Origin of the sequence: Hoyosella rhizosphaerae (assembly GCF_014643175.1) — a bacterium.
Lineage (GTDB): Bacteria > Actinomycetota > Actinomycetes > Mycobacteriales > Mycobacteriaceae > Lolliginicoccus > Lolliginicoccus rhizosphaerae.
Map to the genome: position 1 here is coordinate 884,169 of NZ_BMJH01000001.1, position 21,353 is coordinate 905,521.

Genomic DNA, 21,353 nt, shown 5'->3' on the forward strand with positions numbered 1-21,353 from the left:
GAGCGTTTCCGCCGCAGGCTCGAACTACTTTTCGGCTTCTGCTTTGATTCGTTCGAGGGTGAGGTTCATTCCTTCGATGAGTTCTTTCTCGAAATCGTCATTTCCGCCAAGCACGGTCTTGACGAGGAACTGCGAAACTTTGGTTGTGCCTTTGGGTGCCTCGCGCCGTTCAATGATGCGTGTGCCGGTTTGTGTTGGTTCAAGCGTGTAGGACCACACTGTGTTGTTGTCGAGAACTTTGAATGCGACTTTTTCGTTCGGGGTGAAGGTAACTACGCGTGACCGAGTCGGCCATACGAGAAACCCTTTGCGGTTGATGTTGATGGCGAGTGAACCTTCGCCGATTTCACCACCGAGAAAAAAGCTCTTGCGACATTGTGGGCTCCACTCGCCCATGCGTGGCAGGTCCGACACGATTTGCCACACCTTTGCTGGTGGTGCGGTGGTTTCGATTGTTGCTTCAAGTTTGGGGCTTGACATCGTGAATCCCTTCGTTGGTGGGCCTCGTGGTTAGCCAGCTTCGAGCAGCCAATAAGGCGTCAGTGTGTTAGAAATTAGTGTACCGGCATGGTGCCGCGGTCACTTTGCCTCAGCTGCGGCTTTCATGTCGGCGAGCCCCTTCTCAAAGTCTTTCCCGATCATCTTGTCCATGCCGCCGAACAGCTTTGCGAAAAGCGAAAAGATTGTTCGAGGGCCGACCATTGTCCAGGTGACGGTGCTGGTGTCACCTGCTTCGGCAATGGCGAAAGTTGTTGAGTTCGTTGACTTCATGGGCTTCACGAAATCGAGTTTGATGGACACGTTGGAAGGCTCGGTGGCCTCGACAATCTCCATCGAGCCCTTACCTGCTTTACGATTTCCTGACCACGAATACTTGGCGCCCACACCGCTTTCGGCCCCGGCATATTCCGTATCCATATCGGGGTCAAGCTTGTCCCACGGAGACCACTGCTTCCAGTTCCGAAGATCTGCGATGAGACGATAAACCGTCTCTGCGGGGGCATTGATGTCTATCGAGCGTTCGATAGTGAATGTTTTGTCGGCCACAGCATCTCCTTCAGTTGGATGTCTTACTAGTAGTAAATCGGTTTGTGCGGCTTAATGACACCCCTATGCGCGCGCGTTCCGCTGCGATCACTGCGCGTTCAGTGGCGGCGCCGGGTTCTTTCTCCGATGCCGCCTCCGTGAATACGGCAAGCGCGTCCGCGTCCTTCGCGTCGCTCTTACGTGCGTACTCGTCGAATAGGGCTTGTTTTTGTTCTTGCACCAGGCGTATATGTTCATCCACGGTGTCTTTGGCGAGGATTCGGTGTACTTGCACTGTGCGAATTTGGCCCATCCGGTGAGCGCGGGCGATCGCCTGCTCTTCCACGCTCGGTTTCCATTGGGGTTCGGTCAAAATGACAATTGATGCCGCCTGGATGTTGAGGCCAACACCGCCCGCTTCGATTTGGCTCAACAACACAGCACCGCCCTTTTTGGCGGTGAATCTGTCGACGAGTTCCTGCCGTTTGGGCGGCGAAACGGATCCTGATATGACCCCAACTACTGACGAGCCAAGGTCATGCGACACGCTGTTTAGGACGTCGAGGAAGTAGGAGAATACGAGAACTTTCAGGCCGTCGTCGCATGCTTCTTCGACGAGTTCCCTGAGTCTCTCTCGCTTAGCTGATCGGGATGAGACGTATGCCGCCCTCCGCATCGACATGAAGTTTCCGCTAAATACAGCTGTGCGGTATTCGCGGTCGTCCTCGGGGCTGAATTCAACCCATTCCTCGACTTCGATGCGTTCGGGAAGTTCAGTGAGGACATCTTCCTGGTTGCGCCGCAAATACACTGGTGCGACTTTGCGTCGGAATGACCGCGCACCGGCAATTGTCACCCCCGGATTGAGCGTCTCGCCTACGTCGGGCTGGAGGTATCCAACAAGCGCCTTGAATTCCGAAACCCTGTTTTCCATGGGAGTTCCCGATAAAAAGGCCACGTACTCAGCCTGCATTGTCAGTTGCCGGATAACTCTGGAACGTATCGTGTCAGGGTTTTTCACATAATGTGCTTCGTCGACGACCATGATGTCGATCTCGCTGTGGTCTAGGCCAAGGTTGCCGACAGTACCGAAGGTTGTCACCGCGATTCCCCCGTCGCGTCGCCATTGCATCGACGATATATCCCGGTCTCGTCCGTGCAAGCTGTGCACATCAATTTTTGTGTGCTTTTCGCTTTCTTTTAACCAGTTCACGTGAACACTCGTCGGGCACACAACGAGTGCTCGGTGCTGTCCAGCGCGGGCGAGGTGCGCGATTGCAGCGAGTGCTTGAACTGTCTTGCCAAGGCCCATCTCGTCACCGAGGATGATCCGCCTTCGGTGAAGGATGAACTGCGCACCGAACAGTTGATACCCGCGCAGTGTGGCTGCGAGAAGTGACGTATCAACGTGGACGTCGCTGACTCGTTGTGCGAGTTCGTCGCCTATAAACCCGTGCGAGGCTTCGGTGTCGGGTGTACCACCGAGGCCCATAGTCGACAGGAATGAATAGAACGCTGCTGGATCGCGTTCAAATTCCGCCCACACTGTTACTGGGTCGTAGGGGGACGGCTCCACTGCGGATAACGCATCGCTGAGTTGGTGTTGCAGCGCAATGACATCGGGGTGCGTGATGAGTCGCTCAAGTTCCAGCAACCCGGCGAGCACTCGATGTTTTGTGCGTGATCCTGAAAAGAACATTCGGGTCTTGCTCACGGCCGGGGCAGCGGCATCTGCGGCAGGTCGGAGGCTGAGTGCGAGCCGTTGTAGCTGTCGGCCTGTGCTGAGCGTTGCTTCGTCAGCTTGTCGCAGCGCCGCGACGGTTTGTAAGAGCGCAGTCTGGGCTGGTGTCCTTCGGTTTGGGTCAAGCCGAACGGCAACGTCGCGGGCAATGTCCTCCGCGACTTTGTTGGCTGCAACGCTGACTTGCATTGCCGTATGTGCCCCAACGCCAGGTATGGGGGTGAGGGAACTTGGCGGTCGTGAGCGGACGTCTTCGACAGTCTTGATTCCGGCATTTTCTAGGGCGCCGAGGCGGACGCTCCCGTCGAGGTACGGTCGCAGATCTGCCAGTGACACGGTGCGAAGAATGTCGCTGATCGACGATTCGGCTACCTCGCGAGCGTGCATTCGCACTTGTTCGCGCAATGTCTCCGGGGCGCGCATGAGGATTTCGGTGTGGTGCAGGATCCAGGACGAGATCTTGAGGGCTTGTTGGGCGGGTGCGCCGATGCGGGATTTGGCTGCCACGAATAGTTCGCGCGGCAAAGTCGGTTCGCTACGGGGGGTGTGTTGGGGCGACACCATGTATCGGATCCTAGGCGGCAACTCAGACACGAGCGGACACTAGCGCAATCTATTTTCAGTCAGTCGTATTTGAGTCAATACGTATTGTGCAATGATCGGAACTGGACCGCATGGCAGAAATCCACGCTGAACTGGATGATCTAGACCCTCCGAGTCCGCAAAATTGTCTTCGTTTGCACCCACTCTGATGCACCAACCCGAAAAGCTCTCATGATAACGAGCACGCTGAGGGCATTTTCGGCAGAGAATCCATCAAACGCTGCATGCACTCCGCCCACGGTATGACGCTCACCCCCGCGACATCAGCCGACAAGGCGACGACACCCCCACCGGAGCCGCGATCAAATAGATGCATGAAAAACATCGCCCGCACCCTCACCGCAACCGCCCTCACCGCAACAGCGGTTATCTCCCTTTCTGGTTGCAGCGACATCGCTAAACCGTTCTCCGACGCATGGGCCATCCACTACTACGTGGACACAACAGACGCCGACACTGGCAGCGCGTCACTCACGTACCTCGGTTCCGACAAACGCGGCGCGGACTCAACCGAACGCACCGACATCGCGGCACAACTCCCCTGGACCGAACACGTTGTAATCACCGACGGTCAACCAGCGGAAATCACCGCCACCCCCGCCGCGAACGAAACCCTCACCTGCCGCATCCTGCTCGACGACATCAAAGTCCTCGCAGAAACAACGGGCACGCCAGGTGAAACCATCACCTGCACTGCCACCCCGACCGCTGAAGAGACACGGTGACTTAGGTCAAACGGTGACGCACCCAATAGGTGCCTGCCCCAACCGCTAGCACCACCATTCCCCACAGAACAGAACTAGCGGGAAGCGTCACCGCCAGCACAACGCAACCAACCGCTCCGAGCACAGGGACAAACCGGGACTTGAACCCCGGTGCCAACGTCCATGCAGACACGTTCGTCACGAGGTAGTACGTCAGAACCGCGAACGACGAAAACCCGATTGCGCCGCGAAGATCAACAAACAACACCAGCGCTATCACACATGCTCCCACGACCAGTTCCGCCCGGTGCGGTACGTGAAACCGCGGGTGCACGACAGCCAAGGAGCTTGTCAGGTGACCATCTCGAGCCATCGCGAAGGACGTACGAGACACCCCCAGAACGAGCGACAACAACGCCCCGGTAGCCGCCACCACCGCACCCACACGCACGAGCCATTCCGCACCCGGCACGCTAGCGACAGCCTGAGCCAACGGGTCGGACACTGCGGCGAGCCCATCGACACCGAGAACTGAGAGCACTGCTAATGCAACGATCCCGTACACCACCAATGTGATGCCCAAAGCCCACCCAATTGCGCGTGGGATTGTTCGCTTCGGGTTTTGGACTTCCTCCCCCAACGTGGCGATGCGCGCGTAACCGGCAAACGCGAAGAACAGCAGTCCGGCACCTTGCAACACACCCGCGAAGCCCACAGTGGTCGCACTCGAGTGTGCCTTCACGCCGCCCGCATCCAACAAGGCGATAACAACTACTGCCGCGAGGACTAGAAGAACAAACGACACGATGATGCGCGCCGCCTGCGCCGACTTCTGCACTCCAACGTAATTGATACCTGTAACTGCGAGCACCACAACAACTGCCACAAGTCTTTCATTGCCGGGCCATGCATACGCGCCAACCGTCAATGCCATCGCAGCACAGGAAGCGGTCTTGCCGACAACAAATCCCCAACCCGCTATAAACCCCCAGAACGGGCCAAGTCGCCGCGTTCCATACAGATATGTGCCACCCGATTCCGGGTAGATAGCCGCGAGCCGCGCAGACGAATTGGCATTGAAGTAGGCAACAAGCGCAGCGATGGCCAACGCCACGAAGACCAACGAACCTGCCGCAGCGGCAGCGGGCGCGAGCGCTGCGAAAATGCCTGCACCGATCATGGCGGCGAGTCCGATCACGACCGAATCACCAAGCGTGAGCGTTCGAGAAAGCCTGTTGCCGCTTGTGATCACCCGATCACAATAAGCGAGTTCGCTACCCCTTGCTTGGCGGGGCACAACGCCGTAGCGCTAGGAAATCCATTGGCGGTGCGTGTGACCGTACTCATCGATGCCCACGCGCACGCGCTTTTCCTTATTCGAAAGCGCAATAACGAGCCACACGAACACCCACAACAAGAGAAGACCACACGTGAACACTCCCCCGAGCACGGTGATCAATAGGTGCAGTACGTGATTTGTTGGCTTGCCGACAACTAGGATGGCTTCGAATTCACTCTGCCACTCGACTCGCCCTCCACGGGATACCTCGTTAGCGATTGCTAGCGAAAGGTACTGCTTTCGCATGGCGTCTGGCATCAACGGTTGCCCCATAGCACCGGATGAGAACTGTGGATCCGTCACCTAAATTTCCCCCCTAGCGAACATTTAGTACCGCGAAGGATCATCCTATAACTGGATCTACACGTCGCAACTTGGGCGACGAGGTCACAACCTAGCCTTTGCTGGGTCGGCGCTGAGGCTTAGGCGCTACCGCACCTTCCGCAAGTCGCCTAGTGGAGACAAGGAACGCTGTGTGTCCCTGCATGCGATGCCCTGGGCGGACGGAAAGGCCGACCACATTCCAATCGCGCACGAGTGATTCCCATGACCGCGGTTCGGTCCAACATTGTTGCTCACGCAGCGCTTCGACAACTCGCGACAACTGCGTTGTCGTTGCCACGTACACGATGAGAACTCCGCCCGGGATAAGCGCTTTGGCGACCGCTGGCAGCACTTCCCAAGGTGACAGCATGTCGAGGATGACGCGGTCAACCTGGCCTTCGAACTCGGAGACGTCCGCGACAGTGAGTTCCCAGTTGCTGGGGCGTTCTCCGTAGAAGTTTTCGACATTGCGGACGGCATGTTCGGCGTGATCGTCACGTACCTCGTAGGAAATTACTTTCCCGGTGGGGCCAACCGCACGTAGCAATGAGCATGTGAGTGCGCCAGAACCAGCGCCGGCCTCCAGAACCCGAGCGCCTGGGAACACATCACCCTCGTGAACAATCTGGGCGGCGTCCTTGGGGTAGATCACCTGGGCACCACGGGGCATCTTCAACACGTAGTCGGTCAGCAGCGGGCGCATGGCTAGGTATGGGGTCCCGTTAGCAGATTTCACTACCGAACCTTCATCCGAGCCGATGAGGGAGTCGTGCGTTATGTTGCCCTTGTGTGTGTGGAACTCTCCGCCAGCCTGGAGAACCAGGGTGTAGTGCCTGTTCTTTGAGTCGGTGAGTTGCACGCGGTCGCCCTCACGAAATGGTCCACTGCTGGCGCTCATGCTGGGGTTGCCCTCCCTCGGTGTGTGACCGTGCAACACTACTACGACATTTCGCCAGGAGAAATTGACGCCATGAAGCATCTGCTGCGTTCGTGGGGATGCGAAAGTGACGGACCGGCCGATTAGAGTAGGGATTTCCCGGTAGACAAGGTCACCGGACCAGCCTAAAGAACGCACCAGCCACAAGCACGCACCTAGTGAAGCAAGAGTAGTGACGCGAAAAAAGTGACAAGCAAATCTGAAGTAACCGAACCAGAGACCACACCAACTGAGACAGCGGCCGCAACCAACGTCGATGCGGGGCAGCCCTTGGCTCGTCGCCCGTTGGCACTCTCGGCGTCTCGGGCCAATGACTTTAAGCAATGCCCGTTGCTGTATCGGTTTCGGGCAATAGATCGGCTCCCTGAGTCATCTAGCAAGGCGCAGGTGCGCGGAACGATGGTGCACTCCGCGCTTGAGTCTCTGTACGGCCTTCCCGCGCCTCAACGCGTGCGCGATCAAGCCGTCCGGTTGCTTCGCCCCGCGTGGGATCAGATGGTGGCTGATGATCCAGACATCGCTGAGCTAGTTGGTGATGACGTCGACGGCTTTCTTGCTGAAGCCGAACGGTTGGTTTCGCGTTATTACACGATGGAAGACCCGACTCGTTTCGAGCCTGAGTCGTGTGAACTCTTCGTCGAAGCGGAAACTGCAGACGGGGTGCGCCTCCGGGGTTTTGTCGACCGTATCGATGTTGCTCCCACTGGTGAAGTTCGCGTCGTCGACTATAAGACGGGGAGATCACCTAGCCAGCTCTCAGCGGGCAGCGCATTGTTCCAGATGAAGTTCTATGGCCTCATGTTGTTGCGCACCCGTGGGATCGTTCCAGATCAATTGAAATTGATGTATCTCGGCGATGGCGGAGTGATGACACTCAGCCCAGATGAGGCCGAGTTGCTTCGTTTTGAACGAACTGTCAACGCGATGTGGGGTGCGATCCGAAATGCTGGCGTGACGGGCGACTTTCAACCGAGTCCGAGTAAATTGTGTGGGTGGTGCGACCATAAACCTATGTGTCCCTCGTTTGGTGGGACGCCGCCCGAGTACCCAGGCTGGCCGGACGCTGCCTGATATCTACAAGAAGTAGCACCTCAACGAAGAGGAAACCACGTGGTAGATGAGCCGTTTTACAGGTCCGTATCCCAATCCGATGATGACGGTTGGGAGTATTTCACGCCAACTCCGTCCACGGTGAGCGTCTGGGCGGACACGATGCAACACGGTTCGCCTCCGTCGGCGCTTTTGGTTCGCTCGCTTGAACGGTGTGTTGCTCGACCCGACGCGCACCTATCCAGGGTGACGGTCGACATTCTTGGTCCGATTCCCCTCACCCAGTGCCGCGTGCGTTCTGCTGTCACCCGCCCAGGGAGCAAGATTCAACTGGTCCGCGCGGAACTTCAATCGTTGCAAGACGACGGTTCATACCGGTCGGTTGCCACAGCGCAAGCATGGCAACTGGCCACATCCGATACGAGTTCGGCAGCGATGGATCACGATCCCACCATGGCTAACTACACCGCTGGTCGCACAGCCGACCCAACAAAGTTCTTCCCGCCTGGATATGTGCACGTTGTTGAATGGGTTTTGCTCACCAAGCCTGGTGCTGACGGTCCGGGTCAATTCTGGGGCCGACCGAAAGTCTGCCTGGTCGATGATGAGCCACTCACCCCACTCCAGCGGCTCTTTAGTGTTGTCGACTCCGCCAACGGTCTCGGCGCGAAACTCGACATCCGGGCATGGACGTATCTCAACACGGACCTGTCGGTGCACTTGTACCGCCAACCGGTAGGTGACTGGATTGGAGTTTCCGCTCAATCATCTGTCGGCCCGGATGGCATAGGAATGTGCGCTGCTGTGTTGCACGACGAGAAGGGCCCGTGTGGCCGATCCGCGCAGACACTTCTCGTACGCGCCCGATAATATCCCGTGGATTGACCGGCACGATCACCACCCAAATATCGGTTTTGTCCACATTGTTGAATTGCCAAACATGCTGTGGCACAGGGAAGTAAAGTCCGGACATATGGCATCGGCTGTTGGTGGAAAGAAGACTGGGCGCCCGCGTTCACTGCACGAGCATGACATCATCGCGGCAGCCCTCGCTGAGGGATTAACTGAGGCGACAATGCCGTCAATTGCTCGTCGCCTCGGGGTGTCACATTCTGCGTTGTACCGCTACTACGCTGACCGCGATGCACTGCTGCTTGAGTGTGTAGGAACAGCAGTCGACAGCATGCAATGGCCAAGTGACGACGAACCGTGGCGGGACATTCTTCGAAGCGTCGGCAATGTCATGTGGGAGATGCTCGGACGATACACGGGCCTCGCAGAAACGATGCTGACTCTGTCTGGCACACCGCCACAGATCGTCAGTCGCGCATCAGCCCTCACTGAGGCGCTCACCAAGCAAGGCTTTTCCACCCGCGATGCGATGCTGGCTATCGATTTCATCGGCGACCTCACCCTCACAACATTCGTGAACATGGCTCGCCTCGATGCCCCGCTAGACGACGGTGGCACCACCCGCGACCGAGTCCGTCAGGAGTGGGAGCAGCCTGGTGTGCTCGCTGAAGCTTTGCAGGACGACTCCACCTGGTTTGGTCGCGGGTGGCTCGACGACAAAGTCGAAATCTTGCTCGACGGCCTAGCCCACCGGGTGCAGGCCGCCAGCTAACCTAACCGCTAGAGCCTGCAGGACCGGATGTCTGAGGCAAGAATGGCCTTAGCGCCCACTGCTGCGAGGTCGTCCATCACATTGTTCACTCGTCGCCTCGACACCATGGCACGAACAGCTACCCACCCTGGGTCGGCAAGGGGCGCCACAGTTGGTGACTCGATTCCAGGGGTGATCGCCGTCGCTTGTTCAAGCAGTGTTTTCGGGCAGTCATAGTCGAGCATCATGTACTGCTGGGCGAAAACCACGCCTTGGATGCGGGCAACGAGTTGATCCCGCGCTGGTGTGCTTGGTACGTCCTGAGCCCGTTCGAGCAGCACGCCTTCCGAGTCACACAACGATTCACCAAACGCGACGAGGTTGTGTTGGCGGAGAGTGCGCCCAGAACCAACAACATCCGCGATAGCGTCGGCGACACCGAGTTGGATGGAGATTTCTACGGCGCCATCGAGACGAATGACTGTGGCGTTGAGTCCACGGCGAGACAAATCCGCGCGCACAAGGTTGGGGTATGACGTCGCAATCCGGAGACCTTCGAGGTCGTCTACGGTCCATTCTTTACCTTGCGGGCCCGCATACCGGAATGTTGACTTGCCAAAACCTAGGGCAAGTCGTTCACGGATAGGGGCGCCGGAGTCGGCGGCAAGGTCGCGCCCGGTGATGCCGAGGTCAAGTTCGCCAGAACCGACATAAATAGCAATGTCTTTGGGCCGGAGGAAGAAGAATTCCACCTGATTTGCTGGGTCAAGGACGGTGAGGTCTTTACTGTCCGACCTGGTTCTGTAACCCGCTTCGGAGAGGATTTCGGCGGCAGCTTCGGAGAGTGCACCTTTGTTGGGGACTGCGACGCGCAACATCTGAATGTTCCTTTTGTGGTGGTGAGCTGAGGGCGAGGGTTCGATATCTACAGATGTCGGTAAACGTCGTCGAGGCTCAGCCCTCGTCCCACCATCAAGACCTGCACCCAATACAAGAGCTGTGAGATTTCCTCGGACAGTTCTTCGTCGCTCTGGTATTCAGCTGCGATCCACACTTCGCCGGCTTCTTCGAGTATCTTTTTTCCTTGCGTGTGAACTCCAGCGTCTAACGCTTTCACTGTCCCCGACCCTGCAGGTCTGGTGGCAGCTCGTTCTTGCAACTCGGCGAACAGCGCTTCGAAAGTCTTCACGGGCGGTAATTGTGTCACGAAAGCACCGTGCGGTGCGACATGCGGGTGGAGATACCCACCCCACGCTGCCGGTTCGATATATCGCTAGCACTGCTGGAGGTGTACATCAAACACGTTTCCCAACCTGCGATGCGATTCAGTCAACACCTTGAACATACATTTCACGGGGTTCGCGGCGACGCATCAAGCGCTGCAATCATTCGCTTGAAGGCGACCCGCCGAAACGACGATTCAAGCAACTCTGCGATTTCAGCGAGATCAGGTTCTTCGGCAGTGAGGTCGAGGGCCAACCAGCCGAAAGCACCGGAGTATTGAGGAACGTAAAACCTGGGGTCCTGCCGAAGTGCTTCCAGTTCACCGTGATCTGGAAGAAACTCAAGGCTGAGCCTCTGGGACATGCTGCCGCTGTAGATTCCAAACATCTTCTTGGCCCGAAAGGTTGGCCTACCCCACGCTTCTACCTCAGTAGCCTCGGGAAACCCGAGGGCTATCCGCCTAATCTCGGCAAGGTAGGGGTCATCGTCGGTGTACATCCTGGGATGCGCCATGGATCAACAATAAGGCAGTTTCGATCAGTTCTGGCCGCGGAACCAATAATCGTGCAGGTGCTCAGCCGTGAGGCCGTCAAGGCTGACTCGTTGTGTTCGACGACGGCCTTCCGGCACGGCCACTTCGCAGGGCACAACCAAAACCGAACACCCAGCAGCGTCGGCGGCCGCCGTGCCTGTGGGCGAATCTTCGATGGCGAGGCAATCGCCGGGTGCAAACCCAAGTTCAGCCGCGGCTTTTGCGTATGGCTCAGGGTCCGGTTTGCCCCGGGTTACTTCGTCACCGCAAATTATTGCCGTGAACCGATCGCGACCTAGCGTGCCGAGCGCTCGTTCAGTAAGGAACCGTTCCGTGTTGGTGACAAGCGCCATCGGCATCCCAGCCGCTGCCACCATATCCAGCGCTGCCTGAGCTCCCGGTCGCCATTCGAGTCCAGCATCGAAGAGTTCGGCGGTTTTCATGCGCAACCACTGCCCCGCTGCCGTGAGGTCATCCGGCGTGAATTCCAGACCAAGGTCGTTAAACAAGATCGGCAGGCTTTGCGCCATGTTTGAACCGACCATTGCTTCGCGACCTTGGTGTGACAGGTGTCCGCCTAGGTGTTGGGCTAACGCTTCGAGGGACACGTCCCACAGCTTTTCACTGTCGAGCAATGTTCCATCCATGTCCCACAGCACAGCACGGGGGCCGCCATTAGACATTGAAGTACTTCGCTTCCGGGTGGTGGAGAACAAACGCGTCGGTCGACTGTTCGGGGTGGAGTTGGTATTCCTCGGATAGCACCACGCCCAGCCGGGATGGTTCGAGGAGGTCCACTAGTTTCGCGCGGTCCTCCAGGTTGGGGCACGCGCCGTACCCGAAGGAGTAGCGTGCGCCCCGGTATCCCAGTTTGAAGAACTCCTGGACATCGTCAGGGTCGTCCGCTGCCACTTGAGCGCCACTGGAGAACACGAGATCTTCGCGAATGCGTCGATGCCAGTACTCCGCTAGCGCCTCTGTGAGTTGAACGCCAATGCCGTGCACTTCGAGGTAGTCGCGGTAGGCGTTCTCGGCGAACAGTTCGTTGGCGAAGTCCGCGATGGGTTGGCCCATGGTGACAAGTTGGAATGGAAGCACGTCTACATGCCCGGTTTCGCGAGCGAGTTCACGCGACCGAATGAAATCGGCAACGCACAGGAAGCGGTCACGCTGCTGCCGTGGGAATTCGAACTCGAACCGCACTGGTGCGTCAGGTTCAGGTGATTCCAGTACGTAAACAACGTCCTTTTCGGAGACAGCCGGGAAGTACCCGTAGACGACCGCGGCGTGCGCGAGAATGCCTTCAGTCGACAGTCGGTCAAGCCAGTACCGGAGACGTGGTCGGCCCTCGGTTTCGACTAATTCCTCATAGGACGGTCCCTCGCCGCTGCGGACCCCACGGAGCCCCCACTGTCCGAGAAACAGCGCTCGTTCGTCGAGCGTTGTCGCGTATTCACTCAGACTTATGCCCTTGACGACGCGGGTACCCCAAAATGGTGGGTTTGGTACGTCGAGGTTCGCAGCGACGTCTGACCGCTCCGGCACGACGATGGGAGCCTGCGCAGCTTTACGCTTCTCGGCGATGCGCTTGGACCGCTCGTGGCGGGCTTTGCGTTCCTCTTCCTTCTTGCGTGCGGCAATAGCTTCGGGGCTGTCGGGGTCGGGTGCCTTCCCGCGCTTTTCACCCATGATCGTGTCCATGAGCCGCAAACCTTCAAACGCATCACGCGCGTATCGAACTTTGCCGTCATACACCTCGGTGAGGTCGTTTTCGACATAGCCACGTGTCAGTGCGGCTCCACCGAGAAGTACCGGGAACTTGGCTGCGACACCTCGGTTATTCAGTTCGACAAGGTTTTCTTTCATCACCACAGTCGATTTGACGAGCAGGCCTGACATCCCGATGACGTCTGCCTTATGTTCGACGGCGGCCTCGAGGATCGCTGCAATCGGCTGCTTAATCCCGATGTTGACAACGTCGTACCCGTTGTTAGACAAGATGATATCGACGAGGTTTTTACCAATGTCGTGGACATCGCCCTTGACGGTTGCGAGCACAATGCGCCCTTTACCGTCCTCGTCAGTGGCTTCCATATGTGGCTCTAGGTACGCCACTGCAAGCTTCATTACTTCTGCCGATTGCAGCACGAATGGCAGTTGCATCTGGCCAGAGCCGAACAGTTCGCCGACCACCTTCATGCCCTCGAGCAGGTGATCGTTAATGATCGCGATCGGTGATTTTTCCTTCATCGCCTCAGCTAGGTCATCACCTAGGCCGTTGCGTTCACCGTCGACGATGCGACGTTCAAGTCGTGTAAACAGCGGAAGCCCCGCGAGTTCCGCGGCACGCGATTCACGAGCCGATGCCGCCGATACGCCTTCAAACAGCGCCATGAACTTCTGCAGCGGGTCATAGCCTTCACTGCGCCGGTCATAAATGAGGTCAAGCGCTACAGCTCGTTGCTCGTCACCGATTTTGGACATCGGCAGGATCTTCGACGCGTGCACAATGGCGGTATCGAGCCCTGCTTCGGTGCACTCGTGGAGGAATACCGAGTTCAACACTTGCCGAGCGGCAGCGTTAAGCCCGAACGAAATGTTGGAAACACCCAAAGTGGTATGCACCTTGGGGCGCTTTTCTTTCAGCTGACGAATGGCCTCAATTGTCTCGATGCCGTCCCGACGCACTTCTTCTTGACCAGTCGAAATAGGGAACGTCAAGCAGTCAACAATGATGTCTTCATCGCGCAACCCCCAGTTGGTGGTGATGTCGTCGATGAGTCTTTCCGCAATCCGCACTTTCCAATCCGCTGTGCGGGCTTGGCCCTCTTCGTCGATGCACAGCGCTACCACCGCAGCGCCGTGCTCTTTTACGAGCATCATGGTTTTGTGGAAGCGCGAGTCAGGGCCAGTGCCGTCCTCATAGTTCACGGAGTTCACCGCACAACGTCCACCGAGATGTTCGAGTCCCGCTCGAAGCACGTCCGGCTCCGTCGAGTCCAGCATGATCGGCAGCGTCGACGAGGTAGCTAGGCGACTAGCAAGTTCCGCCATATCCTGCGCACCGTCGCGACCGACATAGTCAACACAAAGGTCGAGCATGTGGGCGCCATCGCGGGTTTGATCCTTGGCGATATCGAGGCACTTCTGGAAGTCACCTTCGAGCATCGCGTCGCGGAACGCCTTCGAGCCGTTGGCGTTTGTGCGCTCACCGATCATCAAAATTGAGCTGTCCTGCTCAAACGGCACAGCCGCGTAAAGAGACGCCACACCTGGCTCGGGTTGGGGGTTGCGCTTAGCTTTCTCTGCTTTACGCACCGCGTCACGAACCGCAGTAATGTGCTCCGGGGTTGTACCGCAACAACCACCGACAAGACCAAGACCGTAGTCGGTGACAAAGCCAGTGAGAGCAGTTGCCAACTCATTCGCGCCGAGTGGGTACTCCGCGCCCTTCGCCCCCAAAACGGGCAATCCAGCGTTCGGCATCACCGAAACAGGAAGGCGGGAATGCTTCGACAAATGCCGAAGATGCTCGCTCATCTCTTCGGGACCCGTCGCGCAGTTCAGACCGATCATGTCGATGCCCAGAGGCTCCAGCGCCGTAAGAGCAGCACCAATCTCGCTACCGAGCAACATCGTGCCCGTCGTCTCCATCGTCACGTGCGTGATGATGGGCAGTCGCACATTAAGCCGATCCATCGCATTCTGCGCGCCAATGATGGCTGACTTCACCTGAAGGAGATCCTGGCACGTTTCGATGAGGATGACATCGGCGCCACCGTCGATCATTCCCAGGGCGCATTCCGTGTAGGCATCACGCAACGCTGAGAAAGGCGCGTGCCCCAAAGTGGGAAGCTTCGTTCCAGGGCCGATTGAGCCGAGCACGAAACGCGGGATGCCGTCCTCACTCGGCCCCATCTCGTCACACGCTTCACGAGCTAACTGAGTGCCCTTTTCGGCCAGTTCCCGAATGCGGTGCTCAATGTCGTAGTCGGCAAGGTTCGGCAAGTTGCAGCCAAATGTATTCGTCTCAATGGCGTCAGCGCCTGCTTCGAGGTACGCGAAGTGGATATGACGCAGCACATCGGGGCGAGTGTCATTCAGAATCTCATTGCAGCCTTCGAGGCCAATAAAATCATCAAGCGTGAGATCCGCATCCTGCAGCATCGTGCCCATTGCACCATCGCCAATGAGTACACGGCGAGCGAGCGCATCAAGGAAAGACGATGAAGGTGACACAGACATGATCTCCAGAGTAATGGTCGGGGCGGACAATACTGATATCACTGACCACCGGTAGAGACAGCAATACTTGCGAGGCCTACAACCGCACAAGGATAACGACAGTACTGCCATAGTGTATTCCCTGACGACTTGCCACTCGTCGCGCAGAGGTTTCAGCTACGGGGTTCTTCGCCACAAAACTGAGAACCGATACCCACGGTTTGCACTTTGCGTCGTAGGCTTCAGGTGTGACCCTCCGCTATCTGACCGATGAGAAGCCAACACTACGCAGCCCCGTCCTGGTAGCTGCGTTTGAAGGCTGGAACGATGCGGGCGACGCAGCGACGGACGCAATCGAATATCTCGAACTTATGTGGGACGCCGCACCGTTAGCAGAACTAGATTCAGACGATTACTACGACTACCAGGTAAATCGCCCCACAGTACGGCTCGTCAGCGGGGTGACGCGAGAGCTCACGTGGCCGACGACCCGATTGTCGACGTGCACACCACCAGGATCCAGCCACGATTTGATTCTCCTGCGCGGAACCGAACCCAACTTTCGGTGGAAATCATTCTGCGCGGACCTGCTCACCGCCGCCGAAGAACTCGGCGTCAGCAGCATCGTCATGCTCGGCGCGCTGCTTGCGGATACTCCGCACACCCGCCCCGTCCCTGTGACCGGCACCGCATTCAGCAAAGAAGTCGCCAAGAAGTACAACTTGGAACAAACCAAGTACGAGGGCCCCACTGGGATCGTGGGGGTGCTTCAAGACGAATGTGTCCGCGCCGGTGTGCCTGCGGTGAGCTTTTGGGCAGCTATCCCGCATTACGTTTCACAACCGCCGAACCCCAAGGGCACCGTCGCATTGCTGCGCCGCGTGGAAGACATCCTGGACATTGAGGTCCCACTTGGTGACCTACCTGCACAAGCCGAGGAATGGGAACTTTCCATCAGCGAAATGGCTGATGAAGATGAGGAAATAGCCGAGTACGTCCGGGCGCTTGAAGAACGCGGCGATGCCGAAGACGATCTTGGACAACTAGCTTCCAAGATTGATGGCGAAGACATTGCTCATGAGTTCGAACGCTACTTGCGCAGGCGTGGCCCTCGGGGCCACGGAGGCAACAGCGGCGGATAGCTGTGCGGGCGTGTCACCTATGTAGCAATGTCTTTCGCGCTGACGTCCGGTACGGCGCAATCGATACCGCGTACCGGCCAGAGGCTGTGCTGAATACTTCAGTCGTGCAGACTGGCGGACTCCAAGCCTGCACAGCATCCTGCTCCGCTGCGGTGGCTTGAAGGAAAACGGGCCTGTCGCGGTCGCCGCCTACGTTGTAGGTGACGCCTTCGTCGGCCTTCGTGGAGATGCTGAACTCTACGGAGGTGTGTCGGTCAATTGATCGCGGCGGCGCGGAAATAGGAAGCTCTACGCCGGGTTGCCCGGAGAAGTCGTCTTCCAACACGAGGGGCTCATTAGTTAGGTTGGTCACGGTGATGGTGACGAAGTTGTGTGTCATTGTCTTGCTCTCCACCCGGTTGTCACATCTTGCTTGTGCGCGGTTGCGCGTACGCACCTCTACTAGATGTATCGGCGATTGCGTGCGCAACGTTTCCGGTTTTGATTGAGCATTCAGCGATCACGTTGTGACGTGCACAACAGCACCTCATAACGTGGACGTGATTTCAGGCACGCAGCAAGATTTCAGACACTCAGCAAATCGATACCCAACAATGCATCAACTGCAGCAGCGACTTCCACACCCGCTGAGGTTGAAGCGCCACCCCTGTCCACTGCCTCACGAGCCCAAAAATCAACTGCGGTAAGCACATGCGGCGTATTCACGTCGTCGGCCAGATGTTGACGCACTCGACTAATGACATCGGTCGCGTCGGGAGCGGAAGCTTGCCTTACCGCCTCACGCCACAAACTCAGCCGGTGGTCAGCATCCGCCAAAACTTGATCAGTCCACGCACGGTCGGTTCGATAGTGACCGCTCATCAGCCCTAGCCGAATTGCCGCCGGATCCACCCCCACCCCACGAAGCTTTGACACAAAAACGAGGTTGCCGCGACTCTTCGACATCTTTTCGCCGTCGAGTCCGATCATCCCGGTGTGTACATAATGCCGAGCCATCCGAGCCGAACCAGTTACAGCCTCAGCGTGGGCAGCGGAAAACTCGTGATGCGGAAAGATGAGGTCGCTGCCTCCGCCTTGAATGTCGAAACTCGGCCCGATCCGATTTAATGCGATCGCTGAGCACTCGATGTGCCAGCCAGGCCTGCCCATTCCAAACGGAGAATCCCACGACGGCTCACCGGGCCTAGCTGCGCGCCAAATTAGTGCGTCGAGGGGATTTCGTTTGCCCGGCCGTTCGGGGTCGCCGCCACGTTCACCGAAGAACCGACGCATCGTCTCTAGGTCGTAGCCGGACTCGTAACCAAATTGCTGGGTTGCCTCGATGGGGAAATACACATCGGGATAGGTCGGGTCATCAACCACGTACGCAAGCCCAGACGCCATGAGCTTTTCCACCATTTCAACGACCTCACCGATGGCTTCAACAGCCCCAATGTAGTCACGGGGTGGAAGGACCCGCAGTGCCTCCATGTCTTCACGGAACAGTGCGGTTTCGCGCATCCCGAGCACCACCCAGTCTTCGCCATCGCGATCAGCGCGCTCAAACAGGGGGTCGTCGACGTCCGTAACATTCTGTACGTAATGCACGTCATGGCCCTGATCCCGCAGGATACGGTTGATCAAGTCAAACGTGATGTACGTGGCAGCGTGACCCAGGTGGGTTGCGTCGTACGGCGTAATTCCACAGACGTACATCGTCGCCGTCTGCCCTGGTGCCACGGGGCGTATCGCGCGATCAGCGGTGTCGTAAAGGCGCAGCGCCGGACCGCTGCGGTGCGACGCCGCGATTGTCGGGATTGCAGGTGAAGACCAGGACAGCATGGCTTCTACTGTAAGCGGTGTGCACCAGTTCCCCCATATGTGCTGGTTACGGCAGCCGCTAAGGACACGACGATGCGGCTGTCACCACAGCGGCCAGGGTATGGGGTTTGGCACTGCTGGATACGGGAAATGCCCCTCGGCTAGCACTCGTTCGGTACGTGCGCGAAGCGCCGAGAGTTCAGTGCCCGTGATGTGCTCGCGGAGGGTGTCACCAAATGAACCAGCAAACGCTTTGCTGAGCTTTTCCAGCGTGTCCAGTTCTTCCGCTGTGAGTTGCTCGCCAGCCCATCCCCACAGGACTGTGCGGAGCTTGTTTTCAGAATGCAGACAAATGCCGTGATCGATTGCGTAGACCTGCCCCGAATCACCGCACAGAAGGTGGCCGCCCTTACGGTCGGCATTGTTCAGAACGACATCGAGCAACGCCGTTGTTCGCACAGACGGATCGGTGCTGTGCGCAACCTCTAATTCTTGTGGTGGGTCATCATCACTTTGAGCACGCAGCACACCACGAAAGCCAGGGGGAACTTCACCGAGAGGGAAGACGCCCACAAACTCCCGATCGGTCGTCTCGATCCATTCCTGCAGCATTCCCGTTCCCACAGGGCCATCCCGGAGGACTGTTGTGGGGACCAGGTGCCATCCGCATTCCTCCGCAATCAGGTAGGACGCGTATTCGCGGCTGGCCAACGTGCCATCGGGAAAATCCCACAGGGGACGCTCACCTCGCACCGGCTTATAGATGCATCGAATTGTGGTATCGAACAGGGTTGCGTCGCACAAAAAACTCACATTGCTTGCGGCCCGGATTTGCCCAAGGATGGTCAGTTCACCAGACTTCAAGATTGCACCGACGTCCAGGTGCGGCTGCTTAGTCAACGTCTTGAATATCGGTCGGGTCAATCTCTGCGCCTCGGCGGTATCCGTTAAGGCGAATGCACAGGTGCCCTTCGGGATCCAACGGTTCGCCGCAGAGCGGGCACACAGGTCGACCAGCGGAGATAACGCTTGCCGCCCTCGCCACAAATTCGCGTGCCTGATGCGGCGTGAGGAACACTCGGACAGCATCTGGTCCTTCTTCGCTGTCGCCGAGCACCACCGATTCGTCGATTTCCCCTTCTGTGATCGCAAGGAGTTCGACAACTACTGCAACTGCTTCAGCGTCCCATCCCAGCCCCATGGTTCCTACACGGAACTCCGGCTCTACAGGCGCGATAAGTGGATTGACATCGGTGAAGTCGGTAAATGACGGTGGTATTGGTGCGCCAAATCGCTTCTTCACCTCATCAAGCATCGCCCCAACGCGGTCAGCGAGCACTGATAGTTGTTGTTTCTCAAGCATCACGCTGACAATTCGTTTGTCATGCACTGCCTGCAGATAGAAGGTGCGTTCGCCGGGTTGCCCGACCGTTCCAGCAACAAATCGGTCAGGGCTGCGAAAGACGTGGATCACACGAGACATGGCATCTTTACCCTACTTGTGCGGAGGGATTGGTGCGAACGGCCGGGCTCGGCTACTCAGATACCGCACCTCCTACGGTGGCATCGGAACCCGAGTCTTTCCGTTGTTTGCTGGCAAGCATCGGAAAGGTGGAGCCGTGGTCGTTGAGGTGATACAAGAACGGTCGCGTTTCCGTGTAGCGAATGACACTCACAGAGCCAGGTTCAACGACAATGCGCTGAAACCCGTCGAGGTGTACCCCAAGGGCGTCGGCAACAACCGATTTGATGATGTCGCCATGTGAACACGCTATCCACAGAACATCTTCCCCGTGCTGTTCCCGAAGCTGAGCATCAAACTCACGCACAGCCAACACCGCCCGCGCCTGCATCGCCGAAAGTGATTCACCACCAGGGAACATTGCGGCAGCAGGGTGTTGCTGCACAACTTTCCACAGCGGTTCGTCCACTAGCTCCTTCAACGGGCGCCCCGTCCATTGGCCGTAGTCCACTTCCAGCAGGCGTGGGTCTGCCACTGGAGTGAGATTCCGCGCCTGAGCAAGCGGGGACACCGTCTGCGCACACCGGAGCAGAGGGGAATGCACAATGTGTGCGATATCGATATCCGCGAAGCGGTTGACCAATGCTGCGGCTTGGGCAAAACCAAGTTCATCAAGGCTGACGTCAGCACTACGCCCCGCAAGAACCCCTGCGGTGTTTGCGTGAGAACGCCCGTGACGCAGCAACAGAACAGTCATGCTTCCACCCTAGCTACTGCTAGGTCGCACTGATCACTCCCGCCGACAACAGCCCCAACATTAGTGCGCCAACAACGAGCCGGTACCCAACAAACCAGTACATCGAGTAGACCTGCACAAACTTCAAGAACCAGGCAATACAGGCGTATCCGATGACGAACGTAATGATGGTGGTAACGATGAGTTGCATCCCGGTGGCACTCAGGCCAGTGCCCGTCGGGTTAATTGCATCAGGCAGGCTGAAAAGGCCCGACGCGACGACTGCTGGGATGGCAATGAGGAATGAGAAACGGGCCGCTGCGTAACGGTCGAGTCCCATCGCGAGACCTGCGGTGATCGTGCCGCCTGAGCGCGAAACACCAGGAATGAGCGCGCCCGCTTGGGCAATACCCATAACTACGGCGTCACGGCCCTTCAGTTCCGTCATGGGGCGAGTTTTGCGTCCCCAGTATTCCGCTGCGGCGAGAAGGAGGCCTGCGAAAATGAACATCGACGCAATGATCCACAAGTTGCGGGCGCCAGTGCGCACCTCGTCCTTGAACATGAACCCCAAGACGCCGATCGGTATCGACGCAATGATGATGTACCAGCCAAGTTTGTAGTCGAATTCTTTTCGGACTTCTTTATCTACGAGACCACGAAACCAGGCCCGTGCGACGCGAAAGATGTCCTTGGCAAAAAACAACAGAACCGCTGCCTCGGTGCCCAACTGGGACACAGCCGTAAAGGAAGCTCCCGCGTCGGCGTTGAACAACAACTCATCAGCGAGGCGCATATGGCCTGAGGACGAAATCGGCAGAAACTCGGTGAGACCTTGGATGACGGACAACACCACGACTTGCAGCCATGACATGTGCTCCGGCGCAACAGTCGCTGCCTGAGCAA

General features: G+C 57.8%; 22 protein-coding genes. 5 read left to right on the plus strand and 17 right to left on the minus strand.

Translation table 11 applies throughout. The annotated features are described in order from the left end of the window. Positions 1-24: 24 nt before the first annotated feature. The 3 genes from IEW73_RS04105 to IEW73_RS04115 all read right to left on the minus strand — a co-directional run bounded on the left by IEW73_RS04105 (position 25) and on the right by IEW73_RS04115 (position 3,331). A complete protein-coding gene (locus tag IEW73_RS04105) occupies positions 25-480 on the minus strand; it encodes an SRPBCC family protein (protein ID WP_188670938.1) in 456 nt (151 codons plus the stop codon). Between the two features lie 99 nt (positions 481-579). Then, a complete protein-coding gene (locus IEW73_RS04110) occupies positions 580-1,047 on the minus strand; it encodes an SRPBCC family protein (RefSeq protein WP_188670940.1) in 468 nt (155 codons plus the stop codon). A 10-nt stretch (positions 1,048-1,057) separates the two neighbouring features. Further along, on the minus strand, positions 1,058-3,331 hold the full coding sequence (locus IEW73_RS04115; RefSeq protein ID WP_188670941.1) for a DEAD/DEAH box helicase: 2,274 nt from the start codon (positions 3,329-3,331) through the stop codon (positions 1,058-1,060). A 353-nt stretch (positions 3,332-3,684) separates the two neighbouring features. On the opposite strand from IEW73_RS04115, the gene IEW73_RS04120 reads away from it, so the two are divergent. Further along, positions 3,685-4,095 (plus strand): hypothetical protein, encoded by a 411-nt coding sequence (locus IEW73_RS04120; RefSeq protein ID WP_188670944.1) that lies wholly within the window; start codon positions 3,685-3,687, stop codon positions 4,093-4,095. Between the two features lies 1 nt (position 4,096). Here the strand turns inward: IEW73_RS04120 and IEW73_RS04125 are convergent, their stop codons facing one another. From IEW73_RS04125 to IEW73_RS04135, 3 genes are all read right to left on the minus strand, one after another. After that, complete coding sequence (locus tag IEW73_RS04125; RefSeq protein ID WP_188670946.1) at positions 4,097-5,326, minus strand: APC family permease; 1,230 nt, start codon at positions 5,324-5,326, stop codon at positions 4,097-4,099. 57 nt (positions 5,327-5,383) lie between these two features. Next, positions 5,384-5,716, minus strand: a complete 333-nt coding sequence (locus IEW73_RS04130) for a DUF8108 domain-containing protein (protein WP_188670948.1) — start codon at positions 5,714-5,716, stop codon at positions 5,384-5,386. A gap of 91 nt (positions 5,717-5,807) precedes the next feature. Continuing rightward, complete coding sequence (locus IEW73_RS04135; protein ID WP_188670950.1) at positions 5,808-6,635, minus strand: tRNA (adenine-N1)-methyltransferase; 828 nt, start codon at positions 6,633-6,635, stop codon at positions 5,808-5,810. Between the two features lie 309 nt (positions 6,636-6,944). Here IEW73_RS04135 and IEW73_RS04140 point away from each other — a divergent pair, with 309 nt between their 5' ends. The 3 genes from IEW73_RS04140 to IEW73_RS04150 all read left to right on the plus strand — a co-directional run bounded on the left by IEW73_RS04140 (position 6,945) and on the right by IEW73_RS04150 (position 9,348). Next, the gene (locus IEW73_RS04140; protein ID WP_206050443.1) at positions 6,945-7,745 is read left to right on the plus strand and encodes a RecB family exonuclease; all 801 of its coding nucleotides are present in this window, start codon (positions 6,945-6,947) and stop codon (positions 7,743-7,745) included. Between the two features lie 39 nt (positions 7,746-7,784). Further along, positions 7,785-8,594 (plus strand): thioesterase family protein, encoded by an 810-nt coding sequence (locus IEW73_RS04145; protein WP_229675733.1) that lies wholly within the window; start codon positions 7,785-7,787, stop codon positions 8,592-8,594. Between the two features lie 103 nt (positions 8,595-8,697). Further along, positions 8,698-9,348: a TetR/AcrR family transcriptional regulator gene (locus IEW73_RS04150; RefSeq protein WP_188670954.1), complete on the plus strand. Its 651-nt coding sequence runs from the start codon at positions 8,698-8,700 to the stop codon at positions 9,346-9,348. Between the two features lie 8 nt (positions 9,349-9,356). On the opposite strand, the gene hisG is transcribed toward IEW73_RS04150, so the two are convergent. From hisG to metH, 5 genes are all read right to left on the minus strand, one after another. Further along, positions 9,357-10,205 carry an ATP phosphoribosyltransferase gene (gene hisG, locus IEW73_RS04155; RefSeq protein WP_188670957.1) on the minus strand — a complete coding sequence of 283 codons (849 nt, stop codon included), beginning with the start codon at positions 10,203-10,205 and terminating at the stop codon, positions 9,357-9,359. 47 nt (positions 10,206-10,252) lie between these two features. Continuing rightward, entirely contained in the window at positions 10,253-10,534 is a 282-nt protein-coding gene (locus IEW73_RS04160) for a phosphoribosyl-ATP diphosphatase (protein WP_504739199.1), read from the minus strand. A 143-nt stretch (positions 10,535-10,677) separates the two neighbouring features. Next, a complete protein-coding gene (locus IEW73_RS04165) occupies positions 10,678-11,064 on the minus strand; it encodes an MmcQ/YjbR family DNA-binding protein (protein ID WP_188670959.1) in 387 nt (128 codons plus the stop codon). Between the two features lie 24 nt (positions 11,065-11,088). Beyond that, positions 11,089-11,766 carry an HAD family hydrolase gene (locus tag IEW73_RS04170; protein WP_188670961.1) on the minus strand — a complete coding sequence of 226 codons (678 nt, stop codon included), beginning with the start codon at positions 11,764-11,766 and terminating at the stop codon, positions 11,089-11,091. Further along, complete coding sequence (gene metH, locus IEW73_RS04175) at positions 11,759-15,328, minus strand: methionine synthase (RefSeq protein ID WP_188670963.1); 3,570 nt, start codon at positions 15,326-15,328, stop codon at positions 11,759-11,761. The genes IEW73_RS04170 and metH overlap by 8 nt, the downstream gene beginning before the upstream one ends. Positions 15,329-15,555: 227 nt before the next feature. On the opposite strand from metH, the gene IEW73_RS04180 reads away from it, so the two are divergent. Beyond that, on the plus strand, positions 15,556-16,449 hold the full coding sequence (locus IEW73_RS04180; protein WP_188670965.1) for a PAC2 family protein: 894 nt from the start codon (positions 15,556-15,558) through the stop codon (positions 16,447-16,449). A 13-nt stretch (positions 16,450-16,462) separates the two neighbouring features. On the opposite strand, the gene IEW73_RS04185 is transcribed toward IEW73_RS04180, so the two are convergent. From IEW73_RS04185 to IEW73_RS04210, 6 genes are all read right to left on the minus strand, one after another. Further along, positions 16,463-16,828 (minus strand): hypothetical protein, encoded by a 366-nt coding sequence (locus IEW73_RS04185; protein WP_188670966.1) that lies wholly within the window; start codon positions 16,826-16,828, stop codon positions 16,463-16,465. A gap of 185 nt (positions 16,829-17,013) precedes the next feature. After that, positions 17,014-18,270, minus strand: a complete 1,257-nt coding sequence (gene mshC / locus IEW73_RS04190) for a cysteine--1-D-myo-inosityl 2-amino-2-deoxy-alpha-D-glucopyranoside ligase (RefSeq protein ID WP_188670968.1) — start codon at positions 18,268-18,270, stop codon at positions 17,014-17,016. 81 nt (positions 18,271-18,351) lie between these two features. After that, positions 18,352-19,173, minus strand: a complete 822-nt coding sequence (locus IEW73_RS04195) for an SCO1664 family protein (protein ID WP_229675735.1) — start codon at positions 19,171-19,173, stop codon at positions 18,352-18,354. Then, positions 19,142-19,732, minus strand: coding sequence for a DUF3090 domain-containing protein (locus IEW73_RS04200; RefSeq protein WP_188670970.1), 591 nt, complete (start codon positions 19,730-19,732; stop codon positions 19,142-19,144). The genes IEW73_RS04195 and IEW73_RS04200 overlap by 32 nt, the downstream gene beginning before the upstream one ends. 52 nt (positions 19,733-19,784) lie before the next feature. Further along, positions 19,785-20,468: a histidine phosphatase family protein gene (locus tag IEW73_RS04205; RefSeq protein WP_188670973.1), complete on the minus strand. Its 684-nt coding sequence runs from the start codon at positions 20,466-20,468 to the stop codon at positions 19,785-19,787. 19 nt (positions 20,469-20,487) lie between these two features. Next, positions 20,488-21,321: an undecaprenyl-diphosphate phosphatase gene (locus tag IEW73_RS04210; protein ID WP_188672862.1), complete on the minus strand. Its 834-nt coding sequence runs from the start codon at positions 21,319-21,321 to the stop codon at positions 20,488-20,490. Between the last annotated feature and the right edge of the window lie 32 nt (positions 21,322-21,353).

Coding starts and splice junctions, on each gene's coding strand:
- IEW73_RS04120 (WP_188670944.1), top strand. CDS start 3,685: ATGAAAAACATCGCCCGCACCCTCACCGCAACCGCCCTCACCGCAACA.
- IEW73_RS04170 (WP_188670961.1), bottom strand. CDS start 11,766: ATGTCTAATGGCGGCCCCCGTGCTGTGCTGTGGGACATGGATGGAACA.
- IEW73_RS04185 (WP_188670966.1), bottom strand. CDS start 16,828: ATGACACACAACTTCGTCACCATCACCGTGACCAACCTAACTAATGAG.
- IEW73_RS04105 (WP_188670938.1), bottom strand. CDS start 480: ATGTCAAGCCCCAAACTTGAAGCAACAATCGAAACCACCGCACCACCA.
- mshC (WP_188670968.1), bottom strand. CDS start 18,270: ATGCTGTCCTGGTCTTCACCTGCAATCCCGACAATCGCGGCGTCGCAC.
- IEW73_RS04165 (WP_188670959.1), bottom strand. CDS start 11,064: ATGGCGCATCCCAGGATGTACACCGACGATGACCCCTACCTTGCCGAG.
- IEW73_RS04135 (WP_188670950.1), bottom strand. CDS start 6,635: ATGAGCGCCAGCAGTGGACCATTTCGTGAGGGCGACCGCGTGCAACTC.
- hisG (WP_188670957.1), bottom strand. CDS start 10,205: ATGTTGCGCGTCGCAGTCCCCAACAAAGGTGCACTCTCCGAAGCTGCC.
- IEW73_RS04210 (WP_188672862.1), bottom strand. CDS start 21,321: ATGTCATGGCTGCAAGTCGTGGTGTTGTCCGTCATCCAAGGTCTCACC.
- IEW73_RS04115 (WP_188670941.1), bottom strand. CDS start 3,331: ATGGTGTCGCCCCAACACACCCCCCGTAGCGAACCGACTTTGCCGCGC.
- IEW73_RS04150 (WP_188670954.1), top strand. CDS start 8,698: ATGGCATCGGCTGTTGGTGGAAAGAAGACTGGGCGCCCGCGTTCACTG.
- IEW73_RS04205 (WP_188670973.1), bottom strand. CDS start 20,468: ATGACTGTTCTGTTGCTGCGTCACGGGCGTTCTCACGCAAACACCGCA.
- metH (WP_188670963.1), bottom strand. CDS start 15,328: ATGTCTGTGTCACCTTCATCGTCTTTCCTTGATGCGCTCGCTCGCCGT.
- IEW73_RS04200 (WP_188670970.1), bottom strand. CDS start 19,732: ATGTCTCGTGTGATCCACGTCTTTCGCAGCCCTGACCGATTTGTTGCT.